This window comes from Curtobacterium sp. MCBA15_008 (genome assembly GCF_001865065.1).
GTDB lineage: Bacteria > Actinomycetota > Actinomycetes > Actinomycetales > Microbacteriaceae > Curtobacterium.
The window spans coordinates 17,285-32,595 of the sequence record NZ_MJGN01000022.1 but is presented as its reverse complement, the minus strand read 5'-3'; the positions used below and the strand labels follow the sequence as shown (position 1 = coordinate 32,595).

Below are 15,311 nucleotides of genomic sequence, written 5' to 3'. Positions count from 1 at the left end.
CTCACGTGCACCGGGCCTCCAGTCCAGTGCTCGGTGCGCGTCCGCAGGACGCGACGCGTCAGGCGGGGAGAGCCGCCTCGATGGCGGCGATGACCTGCGGAGCATCCGGCTTCGTGGTCGGACGGAAGCGCGAGACGGTGCCGTCCGGGGCGACGAGGAACTTCTCGAAGTTCCACGAGACGCGACCCGCCTTGCCGTCGGCGTCCGGGGTCTCCTTGAGGGCCTGGTAGAGCGGGTGCGCGCCCTTGCCGTTGACCTTCACCTTCTCGGACATCGGGAAGGTGACGCCCCAGGTGGTGGAGCAGTACTCGTCGATCGCCTCGGACGAGCCGAGTTCCTGCAGGAACTGGTTGCTGGGGAAGCCGAGCACCGTGAAGCCGCGGGGGCCGTACTCCTTCTGCAGGGCTTCGAGCTGCTCGTACTGCGGCGCCAGACCGCACCGCGACGCGACGTTCACGACCAGCACCGCCTTGTCCGCGTAGGCGCCGAACGTGGTGTCCTCGCCGTGCAGTGTGGTGATGGCGATGTCGTCGAAGCGTCCCATGCGCTGGACGCTAGTCCAGGAGGTCGAGATCCGCCTGACGTCGGACGAAGTCACGCATGTGCGGAACCGTGAAGGCGATCCGACCGCGCTGTGGCGCGTAGACGATCCCTTTCCTGATGAGGTTGTGCCGAGCCTGGCTCGTCGCCTTCGCCGGGACTCCGAGCTGGCCCGCGACGACGCCGGTCGATGACTCCTCGTCGAGGTCCTCCGCCATCGCCACGAGGTACTGACGCTCGGCCGGCGTGGCTGCTGCCCACCGGCCGGGGAAGAACCCGCTGTCGAGTTCGGCGTTCCCGCGATCGATCGCGGCGACCGCGTCCGCTTCGGTGATCCGTCGGTCCTCCGCGAGGTCCCAAGCAGCGGAGCCGTACGTCTGCAGGAAGTACGGGTACCCGCCCGAGGTGTCGATGAGGAGGTCGAGCGCAGGCCGGTCGAACGTCACGCCTGATCGTTCTGCGGGCAGGACGAGTGCCTCTGCGGCGGCGCCGGAGGGGAGGGAGCCGATCTCCCGGTACTCGAACAGCCGTTCCGCGTACGACTTCGCGGCCGTGAGCGTCGCCGGAACACTGGGCAGGCCCGCGCCGACGATGAGGAACGGCCAGTTGCGCTGTCCCGCTCGGTGCTGGACCGAGAGCAGCGCACCGAGCATCTCGGGTCCGAGGTCCTGCAGTTCGTCGACGAACAGCGCGAGGGTGCGCTGCTGCTCCGTGAGTGCGGGCGCGAGGTCTTCGACGAGCTCTTCGAGATCGATCTCGACGACGCCTGAGTCCGCCCGACCCGTGGACGGTTCGATCTCCACGCTCAACCCGAGTCCGCCGAACTGGGCGCCGAACGACTTCACGGTCCCGAGTGCTCGGCGGACCGCGCTGCTCACGGCGGCGCCGCGCTGCAGACGGCGCGAGGCGAGTGCCAGTTCGCGCGACAACCGTCTGCGGGTGATCTCCTGACCGGAGTCCGACGACTGCCCCTCGACGTCGACGACGAGCCAGCCGGCGCTGTCGGCCTGAGCGCGGAACTGGTTGAGGAGCACGGCCTTCCCGACGCCGCGCCGGCCGTGGAGAACCAGGCTGCGCGAGACCATGCCGCGCCGGGACCGAGCGACGAGGAGATCGAACGCGTCCACCTCCGCGCCGCGGCCGACGAGGGCTGGCGGCCGCAGACCGGCACCGGGAGCGTAGGGGTTCAACTCGGCGTGCATCTCACGACTTCTGACCGTGTCTGTCGTTGATGTCAGACTGGGGCAGAATCGATGAGACCGGCCAGTGTGTATCGATCCGGACACCTCGCAGGGTCGGTGCCCAGGCAGACCGTAGGATCGTCCCCATGTGTGGAATCGTCGGCTACGTCGGCAGCAACAGCAGCCAGGACGTGCTCCTCGGTGGTCTTCGTCGTCTCGAGTACCGCGGCTACGACTCGGCGGGCATCGCCGTGGTCGACGGCTCGCAGGAACTCGCCTCCGCCAAGAAGGCGGGCAAGCTCCAGGCCCTGGTCGACGAGCTCGAGTCGCACCCGATCGCCGACGGCGGCACCGGCATCGGCCACACCCGCTGGGCGACCCACGGTGGCCCGACCGACGGCAACGCGCACCCGCACCTGGCCGACGGCGGCAAGCTCGCGCTCATCCACAACGGCATCATCGAGAACTTCTCGGAGCTCCGCGCCGAGCTGCAGGCCGAGGGCGTCGAGTTCCTCAGCGAGACCGACTCCGAGGTCGCAGCGCACCTCGTCGCCCGCGCGTTCCGCGAGACCGGTGACCTGACCTCCGCCATGCAGCAGGCCGTGCAGCGGCTCGAGGGCGCCTTCACGCTCCTCGTCGTGCACGCCGACCAGCCCGGCGTCGTCGTCGGCGCCCGTCGCAACTCGCCCCTGGTGGTCGGGCTCGGCGACGGTGAGAACTTCATGGGCTCGGACGTCGCCGCATTCGTCGCCTACACGCAGCGCGCGCTGTCGATCGGGCAGGACGAGATCGCGACGATCCGCCCCGACGGCGTCGACGTCATCCACTTCGACGGCACCCCGGCCACGCCGAGCGAGTTCGAGGTGAACTGGGACGCCTCCGCCGCCGACAAGGGCGGCTGGAGCTCCTTCATGGCGAAGGAGATCAGCGAGGAGCCCGAGGCCGTCGCGAAGACGATCCTCGGCCGTGTGCACGACGGCGCCGTCACGCTGACCGACCTCGACCCGATCGCCGAGCGCCTGGCGACCGTCGACCGCGTCATCGTGATCGCCTGCGGCACCGCCGCCTACGCCGGCATCCTCGGCAAGTACGCCATCGAGCAGTGGGCCCGCATCCCCGTCGAGGTCGAGCTCGCCCACGAGTTCCGCTACCGCGACCCGGTGCTGAACGAGCGCACCCTGGTCGTCTCGATCAGCCAGTCCGGCGAGACCATGGACACGCTCATGGCCGTCAAGTACGCGCGTGAGCAGGGCGCGCAGGTGCTGTCGATCTGCAACACCCAGGGCGCCACGATCCCGCGTGAGTCCGACGCCGTGATCTACACGCACGCCGGCCCCGAGGTCGCCGTGGCGTCGACGAAGGCCTTCATCGCCCAGGGCGTCGCGCTCTACCTGCTCGGGCTGCACCTCGCCACGTTGCGCGGCACGCTGACGGCCGAGCAGATCGCCGAGCAGGTCGCCGAACTCGAGGGCCTCGCCCCGAAGCTCCAGCAGACCATCGACGACGCGTCCGGCATCAAGGACCTCGCCCGCTGGATGGCGGACACCCGGAGCGTGCTGTTCCTCGGTCGGCACGTCGGGTACCCGATCGCGCTCGAGGGTGCGCTGAAGCTCAAGGAGCTCGCGTACATCCACGCCGAGGGCTTCGCCGCCGGTGAGCTCAAGCACGGGCCGATCGCCCTCATCGAGCCCGGGCAGATCGTCTTCGTGATCGTGCCGTCCCCGCGTGACCCGCGGTCGCTGCACCCGAAGGTGGTGTCGAACATCCAGGAGATCCGCGCCCGCGGCGCCCGGGTGATCGCCATCGCGGAAGAGGGCGACGCCGCCGTGCTGCCCTTCGCCGACGAGGTCCTGCGCATCCCGCTCGCGACGCCGCTGTTCGAGCCGCTGCTCGCCGTGGCGCCGCTGCACATGTTCGGCATGGAGCTCGCCGCGGCCAAGGGCCTCGACGTCGACCAGCCGCGCAACCTCGCGAAGTCGGTCACCGTCGAGTAGACGGCGATGATCATCGGCATCGGTGTCGACGTCGTCGACCTGGAGCGGTTCGAGCTGGTGCTCGACCGCACGCCGGCGATGCGCACGCGGCTGTTCACGCCGGCGGAGCTGATCCGCGACGGGGAGCCCCGTCCGATCGCCTCGCTCGCGGCGCGTTTCGCCGCGAAGGAAGCGCTCATCAAGGCGTTCGGGTCGAGTGCGGGGCTCAGCTGGCAGGACCTCGAGGTCGTCTCCGACGACCAGCGGAACCCGTCGCTCACGCTGCGGCGCGGGGCCCAGCAGGTCGCCGAGACGCGAGGCGTCGGGTCGGTGCACCTGTCGCTCTCGCACGACGGCGGGATCGCCACGGCCTTCGTGGTGTTGGAAGGAACAGGGGATTCGGCTTGAGTGCGTTCACCGGCATCACGGTCGACCGGGAGGCCCTGATCGCCAACTACGCGACGGTCGCCGAACGGGTGGCCCCGTCCGGCGTCATCGCGGTCGTCAAGGCCAACGGGTACGGCCACGGCGCAGCCGAGGCCGCGCAGGCGTTCGTCGACGCCGGGGCCGAGTGGCTCGGCGTCGCGGACATCGACGAGGCGCTCGCGCTCCGGCAGGCGGGCATCGACGAGGGAGTCCGCATCCTCGCGTGGCTGCACGCCCCCGACGAGGACTTCCGCCGTGCGGCCCGACACGGTGTCACCCCTGCGGTGTCGAGCGTGTCGCAGCTGGCCGCAGCCGCGGACTCCGAGGTCCCCGCCGTGCACATCTGCGTCGACACGGGCCTCAGCCGCAACGGTGCGGTCGAGTCGGAGTGGGCGGAGCTCTTCGCCACCGCGGGCCGACTCGCCCGGAGCGGTGCTCGCACCCGGGTCGAAGGGCTGATGTCGCACCTGTCGAACGCGTCGCGTGCCGACGACCTCGACCAGGACGCCGCTCTGCAGCGGGCGCTCGACGGCCTCGCCGCGAACGGCATCGTGCCGGACGTGGTGCACCTCGCCGCCAGCGCCGCGAGCATCGCCGTCCCCGAGACCCGCCACGACCTGGCACGGGTCGGGCTCGCACTGTACGGGCTCAGCCCGTTCCCCGACCGCACCTCGGCCGACCTCGGGCTCCGCCCCGCGATGCGCGTCACGGCCGCGGTCCTCCGCACCGTGCCGGTGCGCGCGGGCGAGGGCGTCAGCTACGGCTACACCTGGCGCGCCGAGACGGACACCCGGCTCGCGGTGATCGGCCTCGGCTACGCGGACGGCTTCGACCGCGACTTCGGCAACCGCGTCGTCGTCCGGATCGGGGACCGCACGTTCCCGGTCGTCGGACGCGTGGCGATGAACGCGATGCACGTCGACATCGGCGACGCCGACGTGCAGGTCGGCGACGAGGCCGTGCTCTGGGGCGACCCGGCGAACGGCGACCCCGCGGTGGAGGACTGGGCCGCGGCCGTCGGCACGATCAACTACGAGGTGGTCGCGCGGGTCGGCCGCAGCGTGGAACGGAGGACGACGTGAACGCGCCGCTGCGCCGGGCCGAGATCGACCTCGACGCCTACCGCGCCAACCTCGACCTGGTCCGCGAGTGGATGGACCCGGTCGAGGTCATGGCGATCATGAAGGCCGACGCCTACGGGCACGGTCTCGAACCGATCGCGCTCGCCGCGGTCGACGCCGGCATCCGCTGGATCGGCGTGCTGACGGTCCCCGCGGCCCTGCGCCTCCGGTCGATCGGCGTCGGCGAGGACGTGCACCTGTTCACGTGGCAGCACGACCCCGCGCTCGACTTCCGCGACGCGATCGACTCCGCGGTCGACCTCGGCGTCTCGAACGTCGCCGAGCTGCAGCGGGTCGTCGACGCCGTCGACCAGCGCCCGGCGCGGGTGCACCTCGGCGTCGACTCCGGGCTGCACCGCGACGGCGCGACGCTCGGGGCCTGGCCCGCGCTCGTCGCGCTCGCCGTGGACGCCCAGCGCGCCGGACGCATCGAGGTCGTCGCCGCGTACACGCACCTCGCCGAGTCCTCCGACGAGGACGACGCCTCCGCTGTGGCGCTGTTCGACGCCGCGGTCGAGCAGGCCGAGGACCTCGGGCTCGACGTGCCGATGGAGCACGTCGCCGCCTCGCTCGCCGGGCTCGAGCGCAAGGAGTTCCGCAAGGACATGGTCCGGATGGGGGCGAACCTGTTCGGCATCCCCGGGGCGGACGGGGTCTCGGCGTCGGACCTCGGGCTCGAACCCGTGATGACGCTGACGGCCTCGGTCGCGAAGACGAAGCGGGTGCCCGTCGACACCGGCGTCTCGTACGACTACACGTACCGGACCCTCGCCGAGACGACGCTCGCCCTCGTGCCCGTCGGCTACGCGGACGGCGTCCCGCGCCTGGCGCAGGGGCGCATCGAGGTCGCCATCGGCGGGACCCGATACCCGATCGCCGGCCGGGTCGCCATGGACCAGTTCCTGGTCGACGTCGGCGACGACGACGTGCAGGTCGGCGACGCCGTGGTGCTCTTCGGCACAGGCGAGCACGACGAGATGACCGTCCTCGAGTGGGGGCAGGCGCTCGGCACCATCGGTGAGGAGATCGTCTGCCGGATCGGTGCCCGGGTGCCGCGCGTCTACGAAGGCCACCGTGTCGAGGGGCACGTCGCCGAGTACCTCCGGGGCGAGCAGCCGTGACCGAGCAGTCCCGCATCCTGCTCGACACCACCGTGGCGACCACGGCGGAGATGGGCGCCCTCGGGGCCCGGCTGGCGGCGGTCCTGCACGCCGGTGACCTCGTCGTGCTCACCGGGCCGCTCGGCGCCGGCAAGACCACGATGACGCGCGGCCTCGGCGCGGCGCTCGGAGCCCGTGGGCAGGTGTCGAGCCCCACCTTCGTGCTCGCGCGGACGCACCCGACGACCGCCGGCCCGGACCTGGTGCACGTCGACGCCTACCGCCTGTCGGATCCGGTCGAGCTCGACGACCTCGACCTCGACTGGGACGCCTCGATCGTCGTGGTCGAGTGGGGGCGCGGGTTCGTCGACGGCATCGCCGACAGTGTCCTCGACGTCGAGATCATCCGCGCGACCGGCACCGAGGCGACCACGGACGACGACCTCGACCCGGACGACGTCCCCGACGAGCCCCGCCGCGTGGTCGTCACCGGCACGGGTCCCCGCTGGGCCGACGTCTCGTTGTAGAACCTCCGTAGCGCCAGTATGTTGGATGCAGCACGGGAGGGTGTGGATGCGTATCGAATTGCACGGGGGAGGCTTCGCACACGTCGAAGCGTCGTCGATCGAGATAGACGGAGACGAGCTGGTCTTCGTCGCCGATCATGGCGAGGACATGGCGCGCCACCCGATTCGGCTCGTCAGCCGAGTAGTGCTCCCCGACGATGCCTCTGGTCAGGTTGACGATCGCGCTTACTCTGTTGAAGCGATCCGGCAAGACCACCCTCAGGCGTATGCGCGATGGGAGTCTGCCGACGAGTCAGCACTCCTTGCCATGGCCGACGCGGGTATGACGCCGGACGAGATCGGTCGCATCCTCGGCCGACAACCGGGTGGGATCAGTTCACGTCTTGCAAAACTCCGCGGTGTGGGGAGCGATGCGTCCACCCAAGTGCGCTTTGGGTAGCGCTGCTGCTCGACGAATCGCCAATGACTTGGCGGGAACAAGTCGGTCGTCAAGCCATCTGGTGATGACTTCGGGCCAAGTTATCGAATTGAGCGTGCCAACGACGCGAAGCTACTCGTAAAGCATCCTTGCTCCGCCGTGCGGAAGAACACGGTTGGGTGCGGTCCCTCGGACGCGCCGGCAGCGGCGGACGAGAGCGGTGGCGGGCCGACGAGATCTGGCAAGCAGTCGCGGGCCGCCTGGCCGAGGACTGAGTGCCGCAGTGGGGACCGTCCGCCACGCCTACGATGGACGGGTGCTGCTCGCGATCGACACCTCCGCCGGGACCTCCGTCGCCGTCGTCGACCCGACGACCGGCCGCGCACTCGCGACCCGCGACACCGAGGACAGCCGTCGGCACGCCGAGGTGATCGGCCCCTTCCTCGCCGAGGTCCTCGACGAGGCCGGCATCAGCCCCGCCGAGGTCACCGCCGTCGTCGCGGGCATGGGCCCCGGACCGTTCACCGGCCTCCGCGTCGGCATCGCCGCCGCCCGCACCTTCGCCGCGGCTCGCGGAGTCCCCTTGCTCCCGCTGGTCAGCCACGACGGGGTCGCGGCCGACCAGCCGCAGGGCGGCCCGTTCGTCGTCCTCACGGACGCCCGACGCCGCGAGGTCTACTGGAGCGTCTACGACGCCGACGGCGTCCGCGTGGCCGGCCCCGGACTCGCCAAGCCGGCGGACCTCGACGAGGCGATCCGCGCCTCCAGGCCAGAAGCGGTGGGCTGGGACCGCGTGACCGTCGCGTCCATCCCGGCCTGGAGGCTCGGGGCGCTCGCCGTGGACCGGCTCGCGTCCGGTGCGCCCTTCGCCGACGACACCCCGCTCTACCTGCGTGATCCCGACGTGACGATGCCGGGCGCGCCGAAGCGGGTCAAGCAGTGACCCTGCCCGATGGCCTGCGCCTGCGGCGCGCCCACCCGCAGGACCTCGACGACGTGATGTGGCTCGAGCACGCGTCGTTCCCGACGGACGCGTGGTCGGCGTCGCAGATGTCCGGTGAGCTGTACTCGCCGCACGGGTACTACGTCGTCGTCGAGACGACCGAGGGCGGTGCGCCGACGGTCGTCGGCTACGCCGGGCTCTCGTCGCTCGCCGGTAACCCGGTGGCGGACGTGCAGACCATCGCGGTCGCCGCCGACCAGCGGGGGAAGGGCATCGGCCGGGTGCTCTTCACCGAGCTCCTCGACGAGGCCCGACGCCGTGGCGTGCACGAGGTCTTCCTCGAGGTCCGCGCCGACAACCCCGTCGCGCAGGCGATGTACACCGCGTTCGGGTTCGAGCGGATCGCGGTCCGTCCCCGCTACTACCAGCCGGACGGCGTCGACGCGTGGGTGATGCGCGCGGAGCTCCCGCACGGTGCCACGGACGGCCCGGGACCGATCGGACAGGAGGCCCTCGATGGCTGAACCACTGGTGCTCGGCATCGAGACGAGCTGCGACGAGACCGGCGTCGGGATCGTGCGGGGGAGCACCCTGCTCGCGAACGTCATCGCGTCGAGCATGGAGGAGCACGCGCGCTACGGCGGCGTCGTGCCCGAGGTGGCCGCACGCGCACACCTCGAGGCGATGACGCCGACGCTCGAGGCCGCGCTGGAGCAGGCGGGCGTCACGCTCGACGAGCTCGACGCCGTCGCGGTGACCGCGGGCCCGGGCCTGGCCGGAGCACTCATGGTCGGCGTCGGCGCGGCGAAGGCCCTCGCCGTGGCGACGGGCAAGCCCCTGTACGGCGTGAACCACCTGGTCGGACACGTCGGGGCCGACGTCCTGCGGGCGGACGGCACCGAGATCGACCTGCCGACGGTGGCGCTGCTGGTGTCCGGCGGGCACACGTCGCTGCTGCTCGTGCGCGACCTGGTCGGGGACGTCGAACTCCTGGGCGAGACGATCGACGACGCCGCGGGCGAAGCGTTCGACAAGGTCGCACGACTGCTCGGGCTGCCGTACCCCGGCGGCCCGCAGATCGACCGGGCGGCAGCCGACGGCGACCCGACGGCGATCCGGTTCCCACGCGGCCTGACGCTGCCGAAGGACCTGGCCGCGCACCGCTACGACTTCTCGTTCTCCGGGCTGAAGACCTCGGTCGCACGCTGGGTGGAGCGGTGCCGTGACGAAGGTCGCGAGGTCCCGGTGGCCGACGTCGCCGCGAGCTTCCGCGAGGCCGTGGTCGACGTGCTCATCACGAAGGCGCTGAACGCCTGCCGGGACACCGGGGTCGACCGACTCCTGCTCGGCGGCGGTGTCGTGGCGAACGCCCGGCTCCGAGCGGTGGCCGAGGAACGCTGTGCGGCGGCCGGGGTCGAGCTCCGGATCCCGCCGCTCGACCTCTGCACCGACAACGGCGCGATGATCGCGGCCATCGGTGCGCGGTTGGTCGCGGAGGGGCGCGCGCCGAGCGACCTCGGCATCGCTGCGGACTCGACGCTGCCGGTGACGACCGTCCAGGTCTGACCCCGCGCACCGTCCCAGGGCGGCGGCAAGTCGTCTGTGGGAGGATTCACAGGGCACCGACGACCGAGGTGCCGAGAGGGGTGGACGGTGTCCGATCAGAACCAGTGGCCGAAGCCGGGCGAGACGACGCCGGAGGGTGGCGCGTCAGCGAACCAGCCGGAGCAGAGCGCGCAGCCGACGTCCGGACAGCCTGACGCCGGGCAGTACGACGGTGGGCAGGCCGACGGCGGCCAGTCGCAGCAGTACGGCGCCTCCGCCCCGGAAGCCCCGGCATCCGCCCCCGCCCCTGCGCCGACTGACCCGTGGGCGCAGTCCGGCCAGGGATCGGCGACGCAGGGCGTCTCGGGTGGGTACGCGGCTCCACAGAACCCGTACGCCGCTCCCGGTCAGCAGAGCGGCCAGTACGGCCAGCAGGGCGGGCAGTACGGCCAGGGCGGACAGTACGGCCAGCAGAACGGCCAGCCGGGCTCCGGCGCCCCGCAGAACCCGTACGCCGCACCCGGCCAACCGAGCGGTCAGTACGGCCAGCAGCAGAGCAGTCAGCCGGGCGCTCAGTACGGCCAGCAGGGCGGGCAGCCCGGCTACGGCGCCCCGCAGAACCCGTATGCGACCGGCCAGCAGAACCCCTACGCCCCCGCCGGCTACCAGCCGTACGCGCAGCGTCCGAAGACGAACACGCTCGCGATCCTCTCGATCGTCTTCGCGTTCGGCGGCATCATCATCTGGCCGCTCGTGATCCTGGCGAGCCCCGCCGGCGCGATCATGGGCCACATCGCCCTCGGCAAGATCAAGCAGTCCGGTGAGGGCGGCCGCGGTCTGGCGCTCGCCGGGGTCATCGGCGGATGGGCACTGACGGGCCTGTTCATCCTGATCGTCGGGCTCTTCGTGGTCATCGGGGCGATCTCCGGGTCGTACTCGTCGGACTACGACTACAACAGCTACGACTCGGGCGCCTTCATCGGCTGACCCGGCCAGCCCGGCCCGGCGAACCGGCCGTTCGCACAACCGAAGTGGCCTCGAACCGCGGAATCCCGCGATTCGGGGCCACTTCCGTTGTGCGGATCCCGCCCGAACCGCGCCCTACCCGGCCGTCTCGGAGAGCCGTTCGCACAAGATCGCGGTGTGCCGTCCCTCCAGGCGGGTGAGCACGAGCGTGACGCGACCGCTGCCACGCAACCGCAGCCGCTTGCGGAACTGCGCCGGGTCGACGTCGACGCCGCGCTTCTTGATCTCCACCGTGCCGACGTCGTCGGCCGCGAGACGTGCCGCGAGCTTCTTCACGTCGAGCGGCATCGTGTCGAGCACGCGGAACCCCTGCGCGAACGGGGTGGTGACGGCCCGGTCGGAGGTCACGTACGCGATGCCCTCGGAGAGCATGCGGCCGTCGAGGGAGCGCGCGAGGTCTCCGATGAGGCGCGCCCGGATGACGGCGCCGTCGGGTTCGTAGAGGTACGAGCCGAGGGGACCGACCTCCACGTCCTCGGCGTCGGCGGCCCCGACGAGTTCGGCGATGCCGTGCGACCCGATCACGGTCGCGGCGCGCCGGACGCCCGGTCGGGCGAGCGGGCCGAACCACAGGGCGAGTTCGACGACCTCGCGGTCGACGGAGGTCCACTGCGCCTCGGCGGTGTCCGGGATCAGGTCGCGGTCGACGCCCGGACCGAGCTTCACACCGGTGGGGGTCGTCGTCGCGGCTGCGAACACGGTGTCGAGCGACGGCGACCAGTCGTCCGGGTCCGCCAGGCGGCGGGTGTCCGAGTGACCGGAGGTGCGTCGTGCGGGGTCCATCCAGACGCCGTCGACCGTGGACACGTCGAACGACGCCGCGTCGCCGAGTTCGACCCGGGCGTTCGGCCAGGGTGCGAGGTTGTGCGTGGCGACGGCCGCGGTCACCTCGTCGCGGTCGACGGCGGTGACGTCGAGGTCGAGCGCCGCCATCGCCAACGCGTCCCCGCCGATCCCGCAGCCGAGGTCGGCGACCCGGGTCAGCCCTGCGGCTGCGAAGCGTCCGGCGTGCTGTGCGGCGACCTGCAGGCGGGTGGCCTGCTCGAGGCCGGCCTCGGTGAAGAGCATGCGGGCCGCGAAGTCGCCGAACTTCCCCCGCGCCTTCTGCCGGAGCTTCGCCTGCGTCAGGACCGCTGCCACGAGCCCGGGATCGTGCCCTTCGGCCCGCAGCCGAGCGACGACCCGCACGATCTCACCGCCGTCCGAGACGGCCGGGGTACGGTCGAGCAGGGCCATCCCCGCGGGGGTGAGCAACTGGGCGAGGTCGGCGGCTTCCACGCGTCGATCCTCCCAGGTCGCCGAGAGGCTCGACCTGGGTTGGCACTCGGATTGACCGAGTGCCAACGACCTCCTAGAGTTGGCGTTGGCACTCTCCTGTGCGTAGTGCCAACCCGGTTTTCATCAGTACCGAGTCTCTACCGAGAAAGAAGAGGTCACCGTGGCCGTCAGCATCAAGCCGCTCGAGGATCGCATCGTCATCCGCCAGGTCGAGGCGGAGCAGACCACCGCTTCCGGTCTGGTCATCCCGGACACCGCGAAGGAGAAGCCCCAGGAGGGCGAGGTCGTCGCCGTGGGTCCGGGTCGTATCGACGACAACGGCAACCGCGTCCCGCTCGACGTCGCCGTGGGTGACAAGGTCATCTACTCGAAGTACGGCGGCACCGAGGTCAAGTACTCGGGCGAGGACCTCCTCGTCCTCTCGGCCCGCGACGTCCTCGCGGTCATCGAGCACTGAGTCCAGTACTCACCGAGAACGCCCCGTTGGCTCCGGCCGGCGGGGCGTTCTCGCGTCCGGTCGGTGGTCACGTCGCGGCGGCCGGGAGGCACGGTGTCCGTCCGCAGCGTCGGTCCGGCTTCCTAGGATGGTTCCGTGAGTGAACCGAGTCCGGCGCGTCCGCCCCGCAGCGAGGCATCCGTGGGTGTCGTCCAGGGCATCGTCGCGTACGGACTCTGGGGACTCATGCCGCTGCTCTTCGCGGCGATGGCCCCCGCCGGCGCGTTCGAGATCGTCGCGTGGCGCATCGTCTTCGGGCTGGTGTTCTGCGCGGTCGCGATCGCCGTGACCCGTTCGTGGCTGCGGACCCGCACCCTGATGGCGCAGCGCCGGGTGATGCTCGTGATGGGCCTGGCCGCGGTGCTCATCCTGGTGAACTGGACCGTGTACGTCGCTGCCACGACCACCGGCCACACGGTCGAGGCGGCGCTCGGGTACTTCATCAACCCGCTCGTCACGATCGCGCTCGGCGTGCTGGTGCTCCGCGAACGCCTCCGTCCCGCGCAGTGGGCGGCCGTCGGCATCAGCGTCGTGGCGGTCGTCGTGATCGCGGTCGGCTACGGCCGGATGCCGTGGATCTCCCTGGCGCTCGCGTTCTCGTTCGGCCTGTACGGCCTCGTGAAGAAGCGGGTCGGCGGCACCGTAGACGCCCTGAGCGGCCTGACGATCGAGACCGTGTGGCTGCTGCCGATCGCGGTCGTGGCGCTCGTCGTGCTCGGCACGACCGGCCTCGGCGGCGGACTGACGTTCACGAGCGAGGGCTGGGTGCACGTCCTCGTCACGCTGCTGACCGGGCCGGCGACGGCGGTGCCGCTGCTGCTGTTCGCGTCGTCGGCGCGGCGGGTGAGCCTGTCCACGCTCGGGCTGACGCAGTACCTCGCGCCGATCATGCAGCTGCTCGTGGGGGTGGTCGTGCAGCACGAGCCGATGTCGGGAGCGCGGTGGTTTGGCTTCGGCATCGTGTGGCTCGCGCTGGTCATCCTGACCGTCGACTCCTTCGCGGCGGCTCGGGCGTCGCGGCGCCGGGCGCTCGCATCCGCGCCGGCCGAGCCGGTCTGACGGGGCTGAGCCGCGCCTCCAGGCCGCCCGCCCGCACCGCGAAAGCGACAGTTCTCCACGGGGGTTCCGCGGAGAACTGTCGCTCTCGAGGGGTGGTTCTGGTGTCCTACTTCTTGATCGAGCCCTGGATGGCGCTCTGGTAGACGGGCTTGTTGTCGCCGTCGAACTTGTAGATGCCGATGTAGGCGCTCGACGGGTCGTTGTTGTCGTCGAACGGACCGATGCCCGACGGACCCGTGTAGTGGATGTCCTCACCCTTGTCGAGCAGGGCGACGCAGTCCTTGAACGTCGAGCACTCGGTGCCGCCGTCGGCTCCGGACACCTTGGCCATGTTGGCCTGGATGGTGCCCGAGTCCGTGCCCTTGCCCTTCACCGCGGCCAGCGCGGCGAGGACGGTGGCGTCGTAGGACTCGGCCGCGTACGAGTAGTCGGCCAGGTCCTTGCCGGACGACTTCTTGTAGAAGGCGGCGAGCTGCTGCTTGAACTCGTCCTTCGGCGAGGCGCCGGGGATGGTGCCCTGCGCGCCGGTCAGCGTGCCCTTGTCGAAGTCCTTCGAGTAGTCGGCGGTGTTGCCGTCCGACATGTAGATCTTCGCCTTGTTCCCCTGCGAGACGAGCTCCGGGATGATCGACTTCGTCTCGTCGAAGGCCAGGACGACGATCGCGTCGGGCTTCGCGGCCAGCGCGGCCGTCACCTCGGACGAGAACGTGGTCTGTCCGGGCGGGAACTCCTGGCCCTTGCCCTTGCCGCCGTAGACGATCGAGCCGCCCGAGTCCTCGACGGCCTTCTGCACGGTGTTGCGGAGCCCCGTGCCGTAGGTGTCGTTGAAGACCAGGAACGCGACCTTGGCGTTGCCGTCACCCGTGACGAGCTGGCCGAGCGCCGACCCCTGCACCGAGTCCGGCGGAGCGGTCCGGTAGTAGTACGACGAGTAGCCCGACAGGTCCGCCGCCGTGTTGGCGGGGGAGATCTCCACGATGCAGTTGCTCGTCAGCTGGTCGATGACGTTGAGCGTGACGCTCGAGGACTCGGCGCCGATCGCGACCGGCACCTTGGCGTTCACGAGCTTCGTCGCCGCCGAGCTCGACACGGTCATGTCGTTGCTGTCGCCCGAGTCGGTGGCGGGGTCGATCGTGACGTCCTTGTCGAGCACGCCGCCGGCCGCGTTGATGTCCTGCACCGCGAGGCCGACACCGGACTCGGCGGGCGGGTTGAGGTACGCGAGCGAACCGGTGAGCGGCAGGATCGTGCCGATCTTCAGCGCGTCGGTACCGGGGGTGTCAGGGGCCTTGCAGCTGGCGGCGGGGTCCTTCTTCGCTCCGCCCGAGGCGGACGAGGACGGCGAGGTGTCGCCCGAGGTGGTGGAACAGGCGGCGAGGAGGAGCGCTGCCGCTCCCGCCACCGCCAGTGCCGTGGTGGCACGGGTGGTTCTGATCATCCGTGGAGCCCTTTCTCTGCGCGGAGGCCGAGCCGCATCGGGTCGAGCGCGGCGTCCTCCACGTGGGATGTCGAGAAAGCTAGGGCGGATGTGTTTCGCCCGTGTGTCGTTCATCCACCCCTGGGTGTTTCGTTACAGACCCGTGATGAATCTGTACAGACGTACGGAACCCCTGATGAGCTGACCGACCGGACGGTCGGGGTGGGTCGCCGTCGCCGCCTGACCGGAGCGCGCGCAAGC

General features: G+C 70.9%; 16 protein-coding genes. 12 read left to right on the top strand and 4 right to left on the bottom strand.

The window, feature by feature from the left end:
• Positions 1–58: 58 nt before the first annotated feature.
• Together BIU96_RS10230 and BIU96_RS10225 are read right to left on the bottom strand one after the other, a co-directional pair.
• Positions 59–544 carry a glutathione peroxidase gene (locus BIU96_RS10230; RefSeq protein ID WP_071292517.1) on the bottom strand — a complete coding sequence of 162 codons (486 nt, stop codon included), beginning with the start codon at positions 542–544 and terminating at the stop codon, positions 59–61.
• Positions 545–554: 10 nt separating this feature from the next.
• The gene (locus BIU96_RS10225) at positions 555–1,742 is read right to left on the bottom strand and encodes an ATP-binding protein (protein ID WP_071292516.1); all 1,188 of its coding nucleotides are present in this window, start codon (positions 1,740–1,742) and stop codon (positions 555–557) included.
• Positions 1,743–1,867: 125 nt separating this feature from the next.
• Between BIU96_RS10225 and glmS the strand changes: the two genes are divergently transcribed.
• The 10 genes from glmS to BIU96_RS20400 all read left to right on the top strand — a co-directional run bounded on the left by glmS (position 1,868) and on the right by BIU96_RS20400 (position 10,761).
• Entirely contained in the window at positions 1,868–3,715 is a 1,848-nt protein-coding gene (glmS, locus tag BIU96_RS10220; protein ID WP_071292515.1) for a glutamine--fructose-6-phosphate transaminase (isomerizing), read from the top strand.
• 6 nt (positions 3,716–3,721) lie between these two features.
• Complete coding sequence (locus BIU96_RS10215; protein ID WP_071292514.1) at positions 3,722–4,102, top strand: holo-ACP synthase; 381 nt, start codon at positions 3,722–3,724, stop codon at positions 4,100–4,102.
• Positions 4,099–5,202 (top strand): alanine racemase, encoded by a 1,104-nt coding sequence (alr, locus tag BIU96_RS10210; RefSeq protein WP_071292513.1) that lies wholly within the window; start codon positions 4,099–4,101, stop codon positions 5,200–5,202. The genes BIU96_RS10215 and alr (BIU96_RS10210) overlap by 4 nt, the downstream gene beginning before the upstream one ends.
• Positions 5,199–6,362 (top strand): alanine racemase, encoded by a 1,164-nt coding sequence (alr, locus tag BIU96_RS10205; RefSeq protein ID WP_071292512.1) that lies wholly within the window; start codon positions 5,199–5,201, stop codon positions 6,360–6,362. Before alr (BIU96_RS10210) ends, alr (BIU96_RS10205) begins: the two co-directional genes overlap by 4 nt.
• Positions 6,359–6,868: a tRNA (adenosine(37)-N6)-threonylcarbamoyltransferase complex ATPase subunit type 1 TsaE gene (gene tsaE / locus BIU96_RS10200; protein ID WP_071292511.1), complete on the top strand. Its 510-nt coding sequence runs from the start codon at positions 6,359–6,361 to the stop codon at positions 6,866–6,868. The genes alr (BIU96_RS10205) and tsaE overlap by 4 nt, the downstream gene beginning before the upstream one ends.
• Before the next feature lie 46 nt (positions 6,869–6,914).
• A complete protein-coding gene (locus tag BIU96_RS10195) occupies positions 6,915–7,307 on the top strand; it encodes a hypothetical protein (protein WP_139199955.1) in 393 nt (130 codons plus the stop codon).
• A 295-nt stretch (positions 7,308–7,602) separates the two neighbouring features.
• Positions 7,603–8,229, top strand: a complete 627-nt coding sequence (gene tsaB / locus BIU96_RS10190) for a tRNA (adenosine(37)-N6)-threonylcarbamoyltransferase complex dimerization subunit type 1 TsaB (protein ID WP_071292575.1) — start codon at positions 7,603–7,605, stop codon at positions 8,227–8,229.
• Complete coding sequence (gene rimI, locus BIU96_RS10185; RefSeq protein WP_139199954.1) at positions 8,226–8,753, top strand: ribosomal protein S18-alanine N-acetyltransferase; 528 nt, start codon at positions 8,226–8,228, stop codon at positions 8,751–8,753. Before tsaB ends, rimI begins: the two co-directional genes overlap by 4 nt.
• Entirely contained in the window at positions 8,746–9,795 is a 1,050-nt protein-coding gene (gene tsaD / locus BIU96_RS10180; protein ID WP_071292509.1) for a tRNA (adenosine(37)-N6)-threonylcarbamoyltransferase complex transferase subunit TsaD, read from the top strand. The genes rimI and tsaD overlap by 8 nt, the downstream gene beginning before the upstream one ends.
• Positions 9,796–9,882: 87 nt before the next feature.
• On the top strand, positions 9,883–10,761 hold the full coding sequence (locus tag BIU96_RS20400; protein ID WP_071292508.1) for a DUF4190 domain-containing protein: 879 nt from the start codon (positions 9,883–9,885) through the stop codon (positions 10,759–10,761).
• 114 nt (positions 10,762–10,875) lie between these two features.
• Here the strand turns inward: BIU96_RS20400 and BIU96_RS10170 are convergent, their stop codons facing one another.
• Positions 10,876–12,078 (bottom strand): class I SAM-dependent methyltransferase, encoded by a 1,203-nt coding sequence (locus BIU96_RS10170; RefSeq protein WP_071292507.1) that lies wholly within the window; start codon positions 12,076–12,078, stop codon positions 10,876–10,878.
• Between the two features lie 160 nt (positions 12,079–12,238).
• Here BIU96_RS10170 and groES point away from each other — a divergent pair, with 160 nt between their 5' ends.
• The gene (groES, locus tag BIU96_RS10165) at positions 12,239–12,535 is read left to right on the top strand and encodes a co-chaperone GroES (protein WP_071292506.1); all 297 of its coding nucleotides are present in this window, start codon (positions 12,239–12,241) and stop codon (positions 12,533–12,535) included.
• Positions 12,536–12,670: 135 nt separating this feature from the next.
• On the top strand, positions 12,671–13,633 hold the full coding sequence (rarD, locus tag BIU96_RS10160; protein ID WP_071292505.1) for an EamA family transporter RarD: 963 nt from the start codon (positions 12,671–12,673) through the stop codon (positions 13,631–13,633).
• A 106-nt stretch (positions 13,634–13,739) separates the two neighbouring features.
• Here the strand turns inward: rarD and BIU96_RS10155 are convergent, their stop codons facing one another.
• Positions 13,740–15,071 (bottom strand): ABC transporter substrate-binding protein, encoded by a 1,332-nt coding sequence (locus BIU96_RS10155; RefSeq protein WP_071292504.1) that lies wholly within the window; start codon positions 15,069–15,071, stop codon positions 13,740–13,742.
• Positions 15,072–15,311: the final 240 nt, after the last annotated feature.

Bases quoted from the DNA above. Each gene is read 5' to 3' on its own strand.
- BIU96_RS10230 (WP_071292517.1), bottom strand. From the start codon at position 544: ATGGGACGCTTCGACGACATCGCCATCACCACACTGCACGGCGAGGAC.
- BIU96_RS10225 (WP_071292516.1), bottom strand. From the start codon at position 1,742: ATGCACGCCGAGTTGAACCCCTACGCTCCCGGTGCCGGTCTGCGGCCG.
- glmS (WP_071292515.1), top strand. From the start codon at position 1,868: ATGTGTGGAATCGTCGGCTACGTCGGCAGCAACAGCAGCCAGGACGTG.
- BIU96_RS10215 (WP_071292514.1), top strand. From the start codon at position 3,722: ATGATCATCGGCATCGGTGTCGACGTCGTCGACCTGGAGCGGTTCGAG.
- BIU96_RS10195 (WP_139199955.1), top strand. From the start codon at position 6,915: ATGCGTATCGAATTGCACGGGGGAGGCTTCGCACACGTCGAAGCGTCG.
- tsaD (WP_071292509.1), top strand. From the start codon at position 8,746: ATGGCTGAACCACTGGTGCTCGGCATCGAGACGAGCTGCGACGAGACC.
- BIU96_RS10155 (WP_071292504.1), bottom strand. From the start codon at position 15,071: ATGATCAGAACCACCCGTGCCACCACGGCACTGGCGGTGGCGGGAGCG.